Annotated in this window: 16 protein-coding genes; 10 read left to right on the top strand and 6 right to left on the bottom strand. The window is 60.7% G+C overall.

What is annotated here, in order from left to right; all coding sequences use genetic code 11:
* Positions 1–44: 44 nt before the first annotated feature.
* The 5 genes from CP49_RS21275 to CP49_RS21255 are packed head-to-tail and all read left to right on the top strand — an operon-like array spanning position 45 to position 3,791.
* Positions 45–917 carry a branched-chain amino acid ABC transporter permease gene (locus tag CP49_RS21275; RefSeq protein ID WP_057852151.1) on the top strand — a complete coding sequence of 291 codons (873 nt, stop codon included), beginning with the start codon at positions 45–47 and terminating at the stop codon, positions 915–917.
* Positions 914–1,960: a branched-chain amino acid ABC transporter permease gene (locus CP49_RS21270; protein ID WP_057852150.1), complete on the top strand. Its 1,047-nt coding sequence runs from the start codon at positions 914–916 to the stop codon at positions 1,958–1,960. The genes CP49_RS21275 and CP49_RS21270 overlap by 4 nt, the downstream gene beginning before the upstream one ends.
* Positions 1,960–2,736, top strand: a complete 777-nt coding sequence (locus CP49_RS21265; protein ID WP_057852149.1) for an ABC transporter ATP-binding protein — start codon at positions 1,960–1,962, stop codon at positions 2,734–2,736. The genes CP49_RS21270 and CP49_RS21265 overlap by 1 nt, the downstream gene beginning before the upstream one ends.
* Positions 2,729–3,433: an ABC transporter ATP-binding protein gene (locus CP49_RS21260; protein ID WP_057852148.1), complete on the top strand. Its 705-nt coding sequence runs from the start codon at positions 2,729–2,731 to the stop codon at positions 3,431–3,433. The genes CP49_RS21265 and CP49_RS21260 overlap by 8 nt, the downstream gene beginning before the upstream one ends.
* Positions 3,423–3,791 (top strand): Rieske (2Fe-2S) protein, encoded by a 369-nt coding sequence (locus CP49_RS21255; protein ID WP_245310788.1) that lies wholly within the window; start codon positions 3,423–3,425, stop codon positions 3,789–3,791. Before CP49_RS21260 ends, CP49_RS21255 begins: the two co-directional genes overlap by 11 nt.
* Here the strand turns inward: CP49_RS21255 and CP49_RS21250 are convergent.
* From CP49_RS21250 to CP49_RS21240, 3 genes are all read right to left on the bottom strand, one after another.
* Complete coding sequence (locus CP49_RS21250) at positions 3,788–4,651, bottom strand: alpha/beta hydrolase (RefSeq protein WP_245310787.1); 864 nt, start codon at positions 4,649–4,651, stop codon at positions 3,788–3,790. The two genes, CP49_RS21255 and CP49_RS21250, sit on opposite strands and share 4 nt — an antisense overlap.
* Before the next feature lie 84 nt (positions 4,652–4,735).
* Entirely contained in the window at positions 4,736–6,019 is a 1,284-nt protein-coding gene (locus CP49_RS21245; protein ID WP_057852198.1) for a cystathionine gamma-synthase family protein, read from the bottom strand.
* A 531-nt stretch (positions 6,020–6,550) separates the two neighbouring features.
* Complete coding sequence (locus CP49_RS21240; protein ID WP_057852147.1) at positions 6,551–7,024, bottom strand: VOC family protein; 474 nt, start codon at positions 7,022–7,024, stop codon at positions 6,551–6,553.
* 65 nt (positions 7,025–7,089) lie between these two features.
* Here CP49_RS21240 and CP49_RS21235 point away from each other — a divergent pair, with 65 nt between their 5' ends.
* Entirely contained in the window at positions 7,090–7,719 is a 630-nt protein-coding gene (locus CP49_RS21235; protein ID WP_156438556.1) for a hypothetical protein, read from the top strand.
* 16 nt (positions 7,720–7,735) lie between these two features.
* Here CP49_RS21235 and CP49_RS44880 read toward each other — a convergent pair whose 3' ends face one another.
* Positions 7,736–7,840, bottom strand: coding sequence for an AraC family transcriptional regulator (locus CP49_RS44880; RefSeq protein WP_156438560.1), 105 nt, complete (start codon positions 7,838–7,840; stop codon positions 7,736–7,738).
* Positions 7,841–8,095: 255 nt separating this feature from the next.
* Between CP49_RS44880 and CP49_RS21230 the strand changes: the two genes are divergently transcribed.
* The 3 genes from CP49_RS21230 to CP49_RS21220 all read left to right on the top strand — a co-directional run bounded on the left by CP49_RS21230 (position 8,096) and on the right by CP49_RS21220 (position 11,492).
* The gene (locus CP49_RS21230) at positions 8,096–9,007 is read left to right on the top strand and encodes an alpha/beta fold hydrolase (RefSeq protein ID WP_057852145.1); all 912 of its coding nucleotides are present in this window, start codon (positions 8,096–8,098) and stop codon (positions 9,005–9,007) included.
* A gap of 302 nt (positions 9,008–9,309) precedes the next feature.
* Entirely contained in the window at positions 9,310–9,855 is a 546-nt protein-coding gene (msrA, locus tag CP49_RS21225; protein WP_057852144.1) for a peptide-methionine (S)-S-oxide reductase MsrA, read from the top strand.
* Complete coding sequence (locus tag CP49_RS21220) at positions 9,852–11,492, top strand: acetolactate synthase large subunit (RefSeq protein ID WP_057852143.1); 1,641 nt, start codon at positions 9,852–9,854, stop codon at positions 11,490–11,492. The genes msrA and CP49_RS21220 overlap by 4 nt, the downstream gene beginning before the upstream one ends.
* A 91-nt stretch (positions 11,493–11,583) precedes the next feature.
* Here CP49_RS21220 and CP49_RS21215 read toward each other — a convergent pair whose 3' ends face one another.
* Positions 11,584–11,973, bottom strand: coding sequence for an HIT family protein (locus tag CP49_RS21215; protein WP_057852142.1), 390 nt, complete (start codon positions 11,971–11,973; stop codon positions 11,584–11,586).
* Between the two features lie 302 nt (positions 11,974–12,275).
* Here CP49_RS21215 and CP49_RS21210 point away from each other — a divergent pair, with 302 nt between their 5' ends.
* The gene (locus CP49_RS21210) at positions 12,276–12,713 is read left to right on the top strand and encodes a CBS domain-containing protein (protein ID WP_057852141.1); all 438 of its coding nucleotides are present in this window, start codon (positions 12,276–12,278) and stop codon (positions 12,711–12,713) included.
* Positions 12,714–12,957: 244 nt separating this feature from the next.
* Here the strand turns inward: CP49_RS21210 and CP49_RS21205 are convergent, their stop codons facing one another.
* The gene (locus tag CP49_RS21205; protein WP_245310786.1) at positions 12,958–13,515 is read right to left on the bottom strand and encodes a YciE/YciF ferroxidase family protein; all 558 of its coding nucleotides are present in this window, start codon (positions 13,513–13,515) and stop codon (positions 12,958–12,960) included.
* Positions 13,516–13,643: the final 128 nt, after the last annotated feature.

Here is a 13,643-nt window from a genome sequence, read left to right as displayed (position 1 = left end):
GCAGGCGGCGGCCCTCGACGGCACAGGACATTTGGGGAGCCACCTTGAGCGAGTTTCTGCAACATCTGATCAACATGCTGGTGCTCGGCGGCACCTATGCGCTGCTGGGCATCGGGCTGACATTGATCTTCGGCATCATGAACGTCGTGAACTTCACGCATGGGGTGCTGTACACGTTCGGCGCCTACATCATGTTCATCGTGGTGCATCAGCTCGGAGTTAACTTCTTCCTGGCGCTGCCTCTTGCCGTCTTGGCCGGCTGGCTTCTTGGGGCGGCGATCGAGCTGACCTTGCTGCGGCCGCTGCGCGGCTCCGACATCGACACGACCATGCTTGTCATGATCGGCGCCTGGATCGCGATGCAGTCCGGCGCATTGTGGATATGGGGCGGCGTGGCGAAATCGGTGACCACGCCGTTCCCCGAGGCGCCGCTGGTACTGGGGCCGGTTTCGGTGTCCTGGCTGCGGCTGTTCGTGCTTGCGGCGGCGGCGATGCTGATCGTCGTCACCTATCTCCTGATCAACAGGACAAAGCTCGGCTGTGCGATGCGGGCGACGTTTCAGGATCAGGACACCGCCTCGCTGATGGGCGTCAATGTCGATCTGATCTACACCTCGACCTTCGCGATCGGTTCGAGCCTTGCCGCCGCGGCAGGCGCGCTGCTCGGTCCCGTCTACGTGATCTTCCCGCAGATGGGCGATCTTGCCGCCGTCAAGGCATTCGCGATCGTGATCCTCGGCGGGCTCGGCAACATCACCGGCGCGGTGATTGGCGGCTTCATCCTGGCTTTGGCGGAGGAGCTGGGGGCTGGCTATGTTTCGTCGGGGTACCGCGACGCCATGGGCTTTTTGATCATTATCGCAGTTCTGATCTTCAAGCCGACCGGACTTTTCGCGCGCTCGGAGCGCGTCGGATGAGGTCAGGGATCGCCATTCTCACAATCGTCGCGTTCGCATCGGTACCGCTCTGGCTGCGCGATCCCTATCTCATGAATGCGCTGATCACGACGGGCATCTTCATCATCGGCGCGATGAGCCTCAATCTGCTGCTCGGATTCACCGGCCAGCTCAGCCTCGGTCACATCGCGTTCTTCGGTATCGGCGCCTATGTCAGCGCATTGACGTCGCTTGGTTTTGATGTCGGCTTGCCCTTCGGCTTCCGCATTGTTCATGTTCCCTGGCCGCCGATCGTGGGCTTTGTATTGGCCATCGTCGTTGCGGGATTATGCGGATACCTCGTGGGGCTGCTCTCGTTTCGCGTCCGCGGCGCCTATTTCGTGATCGTGACGATTTCCTTTGCCGAAGTGGTACGGCTGGTCGCGCTGAACTGGGTCGAGTTGACGCAGGGACCGCTGGCGCTGACCAACATTCCATCGATTACAATCGGATTGCCAGGTCTTGGAGATCTGACCCTCCGCACCAAGCTGCAGAACTACTACCTCGTGCTTGCCGTCGCTGTTGTCACCTATGTGCTGATCTCGCGCCTGGTCCATTCGCATTTCGGCCGCGCCATGCGCGGGCTGATGGAAAACGAAACACTGGCGGTATCCGTCGGCATCGACGTGACAAGGACGCTCACGCTGGCAGCGGTGATCTCGGCCGGGATCGCAGGCGCAGCCGGCAGTCTTTATGCACACTACATCCGGATCATCGATCCCGAGGTGTTCGCCTTCATCAACACGGTGACGATGGTGATCATGGTCATCACCGGCGGCAAGGGATCGCTCGCCGGGCCTGTCGTCGGCGGGATGATCTTCGGGCTGTTGCCCGTGTTTCTGCGACCGATCATGGCGCCGGAGGCGCAATGGATCGCCTATGGCGGCGTGCTGATCGTCATCCTGTTCGTATTGCCACGCGGCATCGTACCGTCGCTGGCGCTCCGATTTAGGAAACCGAAGAGTCGGGCCGAGACGCTTGCCCCGGTTGCCTTTTCCGAACGCGACGCCAAGGAGCACGCGTGATGACGGCGATCGCCTTGAAGGTCGAGAAGGTCGCCGTGCATTTCGGCGGGCTCGTCGCACTCTCGGACATGAACTTCACGGTCGGCGAGGGCGAGATCGTCAGCCTGATCGGGCCAAACGGCGCCGGCAAGACGACGGCGTTCAACGTCGTTACCGGCTTTCTGGATCCAACCCACGGCGCCGTGAGCTATCGCGGGACGGCACTCAACGGATTGAAGCCGCATCAGATCGCCGATCTCGGCTTGATCCGCACGTTCCAGCGCACCAGCGTGTTTCCGAACGACACCGTTTACGACAATCTGCTGGTCGGGCTGCATCGCCGGGGTAGGGTTAGCCTGCTCGAGGCTATTCTGGGCCTGCCGCGTGCCCGGTCGTCGCATCGGCGTTTGCGGGAGCGGGCCAGCGAACTGGTCGAATGGGTCGGCCTCGAACGCCGCGCCCACGATCTTGCGGGCTCGCTGTCCTACGGCGAGCAGCGGCTTGTCGGCGTGGCGCTGGCGCTGGCCGCCGAGCCGTCGATGCTGCTGCTCGACGAGCCGGTCTCCGGTATGAACGCCTCGGAAACCCATACCTTCGTGCAGTTGGTCCGTAACATCCGGGATCGCGGCGTCACCATCCTGCTTGTCGAGCACGACATGCCGATGGTGATGAGTGTCTCCGATAGAATCGTGGTGCTGAACTATGGCCGGATCATTGCGGAGGGGACGCCAAACGTGATCCGGAACGATCCGGCCGTCATCGAGGCCTATCTCGGGCAGGGAGCGACACGTGCTTGAGATCCGAGACATGGTGTGTGGCTACGGCGGCGTCACGGCATTGCGCGGCATTTCGCTGGAGGTCAAGGCCGGACAGCTCGTCGCCCTGATCGGCGCCAACGGCGCCGGCAAGAGCACCACGCTGCGCGCGATCTCCGGGCTCGTTGCGCCGCGCTCGGGGTCGATGCTGTTCGAGGGCAAGGACATTGCGGGCGCCAGGCCGCCGCGCGTGGTGGCCAGCGGGATCGCGCATTGTCCGGAAGGACGGCGGGTATTTCCGCACATGACGGTCGAGGAAAATCTCGACATGGGGGCCTATCTGCGCACCAGTGCTGCCGAGATCGCGGCGGACCGCGACCGGATCTATGCCGAGTTTCCGCGCCTGGCGGACCGCAAGCGGCAGGCGGCCGGCACGTTGTCGGGCGGCGAACAGCAAATGCTGGCGATCGGCCGGGCGCTGATGTCACGTCCACGCCTGATCATGTTCGACGAGCCTTCCCTCGGGCTTGCGCCCAACATCGTCGAGCGGACTTTTGCGATCATCCGCGGCATCCGCGATGCCGGAACGACGGTCCTGCTGGTCGAGCAGAACGCGTTTGCGGCGCTCGATATGTGCGACCACGCCTATCTGCTGGAAGCTGGCCGCATCGTTCTGTCCGGACCGGGCGCCGAGATGATCGAGAACGAGCACGTGCGAAAGGCCTATCTTGGCGGATGAGCCCGAAACGGCGGCGTTGTCAGGCGACGGGAAATGGATGCCGGTCTGCGGGCTCAGCCGGCTGATTTCACAAACGATCGTCTGTGTCCGCGTGACCGGCGTCGATCTGATCCTGGTCTGGAGCGAAGGACGCGCGGTCGCCTGCGAACGGATGTGCCCGCACGAACAGGCTGACCTCAGTCTTGGACACCTGTCGGGAGGACGCTTGTTCTGTCCCCGTCACGCGGCCTCATTCGATCTCCGTAATGGCCGGATTTCCTATGGCTGGCCGAGCCGGCCGTTGCGGCTCTACCCGGTCCGGATCAGAGACGATCAGGTCTGGATCGACGCAGATGCGATCAGGTCGCCGGCGAATTAGCCGACGAGCTTTCGGGCGATAGCGACAAGCGCGCCGTCAGGGCGCCGCAGTTCGCTGAGGATGCTGAAATGGTCTGCACCTTCGATCGGGAAAAGATTGCCCGGCACGTGCGCGGCCATACGCGATTCATGAAGCTTTACCGAATCGAAAACCAGCGCCGGCAGCTCAGCCGTGCCATAGGCGATGTCGAGGCGCTTGTGAACGGCAGGCAGGCGAAGCGGCGAAAGACTTGCGACTTCCTGATCGGTCAGCTTCAGCGCATTGTTCAGCCCGGTGTCGCGGATGGGTGCAAGATCATACACGCCGGAAATCGCCAGTCCCGCGGTGACGCGCGGATGATCGAGTGCCATTGCGACGAGGTGAGCGCCGGCCGACCAGCCCGAGAGCACGACGGGCCCGGAGATGCCGTATGACGCTCCGTTTTGGGCCAGCCAGTCGAGCGACTGGGATATCTCCGTCACGATCTCCGTCAGCGACGCGTCGGGAGCCAGCGAATATCCGGGAATGGCAACCGACCAGCCATGCGCTGCGACGCCTTCGACCAGCATGGCAAACACTTCGCGCGAATTCCGCTGCCAGTAACCGCCATGCAGGAATACCAGGCAGGGTGCCATCTTGTCGGCGGCCGGATAGAGATCAATCTTCGTCCTTTCGCGGTCGCCATAGGGAACATCAAGAAGCGAGTTGCGGCTGGCGCGCAGCGTTTCGGACATCCGGTTTCTTTCCGCGATCAGCGCTGCGCTGTTCTTTACCGCCGCATTATTGTCATAGGCAGCGTCGCGCTCCGCCTGGGAAAGGGTTGCCCAGTTCAGCCGCGGATCGCGGGGCCTATCCGTCGTCGTCGCCGAGATATCAGTCACGCGCGTCACTCCTGCAGAAACAAAGCGTTCGTTTGTTGTTAAAGCCGCTCAGCGACGACCACCAGTATCACGCGTGGCATGCAGCTATGCCTCGTTCAAGGCCTGCCCGAGGTCTGCGATCAGATCGGACGGGTGTTCGATGCCGATCGACAGCCGGATCGTGCAGTCGAGTACGCCGATTTTTTGCCTGATGTCAGCGGGAACGCCGGAGTGGGTCATGCTTGCAGGCAGGCTGGCAAGCGATTCAGTGCCGCCCAGGCTCACGGCCAGCTTGAAGATCTGCAGCGCGTTCAAGAATTTGAATGCGGCAGCTTGGCCGCCGACAATGTCGAACGAAAATGTGGAGCCGGCGCCTGTACATTGCCTTGCAAACAGACGGCCAGCAGGGGACAGCTCATCGTGGTGACCAAGGTAATGGACTTTAGCCACCTTGGCGTGGTCGCGCAGGTAATCTGCGACGAGCCGCGCGTTTCGGTCAGCCTTCTCCATGCGGATGCTCAGTGTTTCGAGCGACCGGCTGATCATCCAGCAGGAATGGGGGTCCAATTGGGTGCCAATCGCGCTTCGCAACGCTTTGACTTCTTTCATGAGCGCTTTCGAGCCGAGCGCAGCGCCTGCGATCAAGTCGGAATGCCCGCCGATATATTTGGTCAGCGAGTACAACGAAAGATCCGCGCCGTGTTCGATCGGTCTCTGAAACACCGGCCCGAGCAAGGTATTGTCGCATGCGATGATCGGCGTATTCCCCTGGGCCTGACCGATCATCTCGGCGACGCGGCGGACCATCGCTATGTCGACCAGGCCGTTGGTGGGATTGGCCGGCGTCTCAATGAAGATCATCGCAACCCGGCCTTTGCGCATGGCTTCCTCCGCTGCCGCTCTGACCGCGGTTTCGTCGATGCCGTCGGAAAAGCCCACAGCGCCGATGGAGAGACGCGCAAGCGTCTTCGCGAACAGAGTCTCCGTCCCGCCATACAGCGGTTGAGAGTGCAGAACGACGTCGCCGGGGCGGACGAAAGCCAGTATTGTGGTCGAAATTGCGGCCATGCCCGAAGAGAACAGCGCGCAATTCTCGGCGCGCTCGTAGACCGAAAGCCTGTCCTCGACGATCTCGCTGTTTGGGTGATTGAAGCGCGAGTACACTAGACCGGCGCCCATCCCCTCGGGCGGCTCGCGCCGGCCTGAGACGAAGTCGAAGTAGTCCTGTCCGTCTTCGGCGGTCCTGAAGACGAAGGTCGAGGTCAGGAAGACCGGTGGTTTGACGGCTCCTTCCGACAGTTGCGGATCGTAGCCGTAGTTCAGCATCAGCGTTTCGGGATGCAGCATGTGGTTGCCGATGTGGGTCTTCGACGGAAACGGTTTCACCATGGCTGTCTCGCTGTCGGGATTCGGAACGTCGCACTGCGTCGGATGTCCGCAAGGCGAGGCGATCAGGAGGGTTGGATGCGACGGCATTCAACGGCTCCAGCTAAACTTGCAGATAGCGTAGCAACTTTTGGGACCGATTTCACTGCGCCAGAAGCGGAGTTCGTAATTCAGGTCCGGTCTGCTGCTGTTGTCCTGGCAGGAGCTGAAGAACGTGAGACCGTGTCCGGTCCGCTTCCGGGAGCGAAGCGGTCGATGCTGTATCCGTTGCGCAACACACGATGTGTTCCTCATCAGGAACAGTATTTTGCGACTCCACACCCGGCGATATCAGGCTCAGTGTTCAAGAACCGGGATGGCGGATCGAACGTTTTTCATACCGATGTATTTTGAACCCGGTGGGCCGCAGCGCGAAAATGCCTGCGGTCTTTTCATTCCACCGAAACCAAGCGTCTTGCTGGTCGCATGAAGATTGCGTGGCCTGGTCTTGCCACTGCCTTCAATAGGGGATCGCAGGCACCTGCAATTGCAACGTCAACCGCGACGCGCCGCCTTGATCGCGGCGACGTCTATCTTTCTGATTCCCATCATCGCATCAAATGCGCGTTTTGCTTCATCACCGCCGGCCGCTAACGCCTCGATTAGCACGCGCGGCGTGATTTGCCAGGAAACGCCCCATTTGTCTTTGCACCAGCCGCACGCGCTTTCCTGCCCGCCATTGCCGACGATGGCGTTCCAGTAGCGGTCGGTCTCATCCTGATCGTCGGTAGCGATCTGAAACGAGAAGGCTTCGTTATGTTTGAACGCGGGGCCGCCGTTGAGGCCGATACAAGGGACGCCGGCAACCGTGAATTCGACCGTCAGCACGTCATCCGCCTTGCCGGATGGGTAGTCACTGGGGGCACGGTGGACGGCGCCGACCGCGCTGTCGGGGAAAGTCTCGGCGTAGAAGCGAGCAGCAGCCTCGGCGTCCTTATCGTACCAGAGGCAAATCGTGTTCTTTGCCATTGCGAGTCCTTGCGGTTCCACTCCAGATCACGCTCATTCCCCAGCCCTGTCGATATGCTCCAGACTTGTTTTTTTGTCTAGCTGCTCATCGGAGCCCTTCGCGCTCGCTGAGTGATTTTGATCTTTCCTGTGGTACGAGAACCGACCTATATCGCGGTCCGGAGGACGCTACGATGTTTGGAAAAAGGCGGCGAGAGAAGATTTTGCGCGAGCATGAAGCCGAGGAGGCTGAGGCGCGATTCGAGCGGAACAAGCGTGCCGGCAAGGCTATCTACGCAGGGATCGCTGACTTGAAGAAAGTGCCTCGCGAAAATCTGCCGGATGCGGTGTTCTTGCTTTTCATGGAGGCAAAGCAGCAGAACGAGCTGATTCGGCGATCGATAAAGGACCGCACCCACTATGACTCCAATTTCGAGGGGATGATCGACGGCGATCTCGCGACTTACCTTGCGCAGGACGCGGCGTATGCGCTCCGGGATCACGTCACAAATCCGCAAACATTCTTCGAGGCGATCTCAGAGCAATTGCCCGACGTACACTTCACGATCCAGCAGCAGGACGCCGTTTCGATGGTTGCCGCGATGATCCGTGAGCAGCGGCTGGAAGGAATTCTGGAAGGCTTGCGACTTGCCGGGTTATTGAACGAAGCGCCAAACCGCCGTCGCGCCGGCTTGGAGACCGAAGGGTCGGGTTAGTCTCAGTTAGCGCGATCTACATCCGGCCCACCGTGCAGTAGGCGCTCGGGGTTGTGCCGATCAGCCGGTGAAAGCGTCGGTTAAAGGTGGCGAGATCTCTGAAGCCGGCCTTGAATGCGATCGTCCTCTACGAAGGAGTGATCGTGCGGTCCGTAGTCGTAAATTACATCACGCACGCTCCACCCCGGGCCGGACGCCAGTAGCTGAATGCTGAGTACCATACCCCACAACGAAAAATTTGGCCGCGGGTTCCTCAAGCAACATAGCCGCCCGGCCGCTCCGCTCAGCCCGGCAACTTTAGCAATTTTTCCCAAGCGAGAGCCTACGCCACGACATATCGAAGGGAGCAGTTGCCCTGTTCGAACAGGAGGTTCCAATGATACCGGCAAACGAAACCTTCAATGGCACCTATCCATTCAAGCCTAACTTCACCAGCGCTCCAGGATTCCGTATGCACTACGTCGATGAAGGTCATGGAGAGCCGATCGTATGTCTCCATGGTGAGCCGACCTGGGGTTACATATATCGAAAATTCATCCCGTCGCTCAGCAGATCACATCGCGTCATCGTTCCCGACCACATGGGATTTGGGAAGAGCGAGACCCCGTCTGACCGCGAGTACACGCTCCGAACCCACGTTGACAATCTCGAGGCGCTCCTCCTCGGGCTTAACCTCGCCGATATCACTCTGGTCATGCAGGATTGGGGTGGGCCGATCGGAGGAGGGTTCGCCTGCCGTCATCCCGATCGTGTCAAGCGGCTCTGTCTGCTGAATACAATCGTGCCGCTCGGCCTTCCACTGGAGCCGGACCTCTTTCCCAAGAATATGGAATCGGAGTGGTTTCGCTGGATACGAAAATCGCACGACGATGGATCGCTGGAGAACGTACTTGGTCATCTCGATGTGACAGTCTTAAGCGTCATGAAGCTTCTTGGATTCGAGAACAGCGCAGCCGTCGACCAGACGTGGATTCAGGCATACGGCGCCCATTTCCGAACCAAGGAGGACTGTATTGGTGCGATCAACTTTCCTCTCGATTTTGCACTTGGCAAAGCGCAATTTCAGACCGGGAGGCCGGATCAGGCCGAGGCAGTCAGACGGAAGCCGGCAATGCTTGCCGAGGGTATGCGGGACAAGGCCGTGCTGCCGGAAACTGCGCTTACTCATTTTCGCACAGCATTTCCGGATGGAGCCGTGATCGAGTTGGAAAATGCGGGTCACTACTGCCAGGAGGATGTACCGGAAATTCTGATTGCGCTGATCGAACAATTCGTTCAGCTCAGGTGAGTTTGCGTGCATAGAACACAACTCGTCGCACTCGCATTCGGCTATTTCGTTGTGGGGATCGGCGCCTTCGCGGTGGGCGGTCTGAGGGCAGCCGAATAGGTGGACATCAATTGTCCGGCGCCTGCGGCTGACGTCCCGAGGTCTTTCGCAATGAACTGTGCATCGCGCGAGAGGGAATGTCGGCTTGTGGCAGGCGCAGATCGCACCTTCGTGGATCATTGCGTTTCTGCATCGTTCGGCGGCATTATGCGTCCCTGATAGTTTCGGGAACGACGCCCGCGGCGTATCCAGGGAGGATAGACATGACGGTTTCGACGGAACGCGCAGTCCTGGCCGGCGGCTGCTTCTGGGGCATGCAGGATCTGATACGCCGCTATCCCGGCGTGATTTCGACCAGGGTCGGCTACACCGGCGGCGAGGTGCCAAACGCAACCTATCGCAACCACGGCAATCACGCCGAGGCCATTGAGATCACCTTCGATCCGCAGACCATCAGCTATCGCAGGCTGCTGGAATTCTTTTTCCAGATCCATGATCCCTCGACGCTGAACCGCCAAGGCAACGACCGCGGCGCGAGCTACCGGTCGGCCATCTTCTATACCAGCGACGCGCAGAAGCGGATCGCTGAAGACACCATCGCCGATGTCGATGCTTGCGGCCTTTGGCCGGGCAAGGTTGTCACCGAGGTGGCCCCTGCCGGACCGTTCTGGGAGGCCGAGCCCGAGCATCAGGATTATCTGGAAAAGTATCCTGACGGCTACACCTGTCACTTCATTCGGCCGGAATGGATGCTGCCGCATCGGGCCGAGAAAGCCGAACCAGGCGCGAGCGGAGTTTCGGCCGCATGACAAACGCTTCCGATCTGCTGGTGGCCGCCCTTGAGAACGAGGGCGTTGGATACATCTTTGCCATTCCTGGCGAGGAGAATCTCGACGTGCTGGAGTCGCTGCGGCGCTCGAAGATCAAGCTGGTGCTGACGCGCCACGAACAGGCTGCCGGCTTCATGGCGGCCACCCACGGGCGCCTCACCGGGCGCGCGGGCGTCTGCCTGACGACGCTGGGTCCCGGTGCGCTCAATTTGACGACGGCCGCGGCCTACGCGCATTTGGGCGCGATGCCGATGGTCATGATCACAGGACAGAAGGCGATCCGGAGCAGCCGCCAGGCGCGCTTCCAAATCGTCGACATCGTCGCGACCATGCGGCCGCTCACCAAGATGGCGACGCAGATCGTCTCCGCGCAAAGTATTCCGACCCTGGTTCGCGACGCCTTCCGGGTCGCGCAGCAGGAGCGGCCGGGCCCCGTGCATCTCGAACTACCCGAGGATATCGCGGCCGACGAAGCCGCGGCCGACATCATTCCCCCGCATGTCGTCGAGCTTCCGGTCGCGCCTGCGGCGGCCATCGAGCGCGCCGCAGCCATGATCATGGGCGCCAGCAGGCCGCTCGTCATGCTGGGCGCCGCGGCGAGCCGCCCGCATCTCGCCGAGCCGCTGTCGGCGTTCGTGCGACGATGCAGGATTCCATTCTTCAATACCCAGATGGGGAAGGGCGCGGTCAATGCCGGCTCCAACCTCTATATGGGCACGGCCGCGCTGTCGGAGCGGGATTGGGTTCACAAGGCCATCGACCAGGCCGATCTGATTATTTCGATTGGCCACGACACCGTCGAGAAGCCGCCTTTCCTGATGGGCCATGATGGACCGCAGGTTATCCATGTCGGCGCCACGCCGGCGACGGTGGAACAGGTATACTTTCCGCAGGCGGAGATCGTCGGCGATGTCGGCGCGAGCCTCACAAGCCTGGCCGATCGCCTCGAAGGCAAGCTCCCCAATGGTCAGACGTTGCTGGGTTTGAGGGAAGAGATCCTTGCCCACCTCGCCGAGCGGTCGACGGAGGATCGGTTTCCTCTGACGCCGCAGCGCATCGTGCACGACGTCCGCCAGGTCATCCCGCCGGACGGCATCGTTGCCCTCGACAACGGCATGTACAAGATCTGGTTCGCCCGCAACTATCGCACCAGCGTCGCCAACACGCTGCTGCTCGACAACGCGCTCGCGACCATGGGGGCGGGTCTTCCTTCGGCGATTGCAGCGTCGCTGATTTATCCGGACAGGCGCGTGCTCGCCGTCTGCGGCGATGGCGGCTTTATGATGAATTCGCAGGAGCTTGAGACGGCCGTGCGGCTCAAACTGAATCTCGTCGTGCTCGTGCTCGAGGATCGTGCCTACGGTATGATCCGATGGAAACAGGAGGTCGACGGATTTTCCGACTTCGGTCTCGACTTCGGCAATCCTGATTTCGTCGCCTATGCCAAGTCATATGGCGCCAAGGGCTCCCGCGTAGGCAAAGTCTCGGAGCTCGCGACAATGCTGGAAGCTGCTTTCAGTGAAGGCGGCGTGCATCTTGTCGTAGTGCCCGTCGATTACAGCGAGAACATGCGGGTACTCGTCAACGAGCTATCCCCGATAGTCGAGGTCAAGTGAACTGTCAGGCGCCTTGAGGATCGCCCGTCACCGCGCGGGGCGACCGCGCGAGATCGGCCGCTTACGCGACGCGGTCGCAACGGCTAGGTCGCTATGCGGCCGGATAGGTCGGAGATCGCACAAGCGCGTCGCGGATTGCTTTTGCATTCCGCTCAAAATCTCTCGGATCGCCGATTGCCCTGCCTGGAGCAGGATACAGCCAAATGTGCGCATGCGGCACTTCTTCGCCCATGATGCGGGAATGTATTTCCTCGCAGAAGGCCTTTTGCATTGCCCGTGCAATCGTCCGTACGACTTCAAAGTACGCACCAGCATCCGGCACGTCCCAGACCCAGCGGACGTGCCTTCTTGGGATCACAAGCGTGTGACCGGGAGACTGCGGGCGAATGTCGAGAAAGGCAAGATGCTCATCGTCCTCGTACACTTTTGTTGACGGAATCTCGCCACGGGCGATTTTGCAAAACGGACAATCGACCATCATGCAGGTCCTTTCCCGCGCCGCGAAACCGAGGGGCGGACGAGAATTTCGATGCGATAAAATAACGCGGGCTTCTGTCACAGGTTCACGTTGGTGAGCCCGACGAAACCAGGCAGTGACGGGCGCGACTGACCATGCGTTCAGAACACCCCGCGTCGATATCACCGCAAGCAGGCGGAACTAAACGCTTCCGGAGTGGGGAACGCGCGGGCATCAGGTCCGTTGAGATGGTGTCCACACATCATCGAGACGGCCCACCCAGGCTTATTCCCGGGCCGCTTCGGTGGCGCACATAGGAGGTGCCCATGAAGATCCGTGAGGTGATGACGCGAGATACCAAACTTGCAACTCCAGACGACACGCTCCGGCACGCAGCGAAGCTCATGAAGGAGTGTGATTGCGGCATATTGCCCGTGGCCGAAGATGACCGCCTCGTCGGCATGATCACAGATCGCGATATCGCGGTACGATGCGTCGCTGAGGGCAAGGGCCCGAATGCCAAAGTTCGTGAAGCGATGACGGAAGAGGTGAAATATTGTTTCGAGGACGAGATTGTGTCTCACGTTTGTGAGAACATGAGCGAAATCCAGGTGCGGCGGCTGCCAGTCCTGGACCGAAACAAGCGTCTCGTTGGCATCGTCTCGCTCGGCGACCTGGCATCCAAGGCACCGGGGACCGCCAGGGCGCTACGTGGCATTGCGCAGCCGAGCATGCAGCACAACCAGAGTTCTGCTGCCGCCTGAGTCGGACGTTGTGACGCTGGTGCGGAGCATGCAATGGGCAGACTTCGCGAGCCCTCGATCAGGCTTCGCGCGCGCTTGATTTGGCTGGTTGCAATTGCCTCGCTCAGTGCGCGGGCACGCGCAGGCCCACTCCGGAGCAGGAAATCCAGAGGAGGAGGAGAGCGGACGGTCGGCGAAGTGCAGAACCGTTTGGCGTAAGCCCGGCCCTCCGGCGTGCAGCGCCGGCGAAGAGCGCGGGCCAACGCTAAGCTGCAACCGCCTGCTGGTTCACCTCGCTCTTGGCGAGTTTCGTCAGCAGAACATCGGTCTCCTTTTCCTCTTCCAGGCTCTCATGCAAGATCTTCTGATCGTCGCGCAGATCGAGTTGACCCGCCAAAGCCGCTGCGGAGCCATAGGCTGCAATCTCGTAATGTTGGAGCTTTTGGACCGATGCGATAAGCCCCGCATCGCGTAGCTCGTCGCCTTTCAGCATTGCCAACATCTTCTTGGTTTCTTGTATGAGGGCCTGCATCGACTGGTCGATATGTGCCGCCGCACTTGCGTCATGCTTTTGCAAGATCGATTCAAGTCGTTGCCGCTGAACCAGCGTTTCTTCCTGATGGAGCATGAAGGCTTCCTTCAGAGACGGATGAGATGCGGCTGCGGCCATCCGTTTTAATGCGCCTGCGAGCTGACCTTCCATGCTCACCAGTTCCTGCAGCTCGGCAATATACATGTCCTTGAGGTTGTTGATCTGCATTATGGTTGCCTTTTCATTTGCAATCGGGTCTGACAGCGCCCGGAAGACGATCTCCGCGTCCAAACACGCGCCTAAGCCACTCTAAACTAAACGAAATGGTGAGAGGTTGGTTGCGGCGGATTCGTGATATCCGGGCCGCCAACGGCTGCCGCCGGTTCCGTTGAGCCCTTCCAGGCCCGCGAGCCTGGTAT

The organism is Bradyrhizobium valentinum (assembly GCF_001440405.1).
GTDB classification, from domain to species: Bacteria; Pseudomonadota; Alphaproteobacteria; order Rhizobiales; family Xanthobacteraceae; genus Bradyrhizobium; species Bradyrhizobium valentinum.
This window is presented reverse-complemented; position numbering and strand designations above follow the sequence as displayed.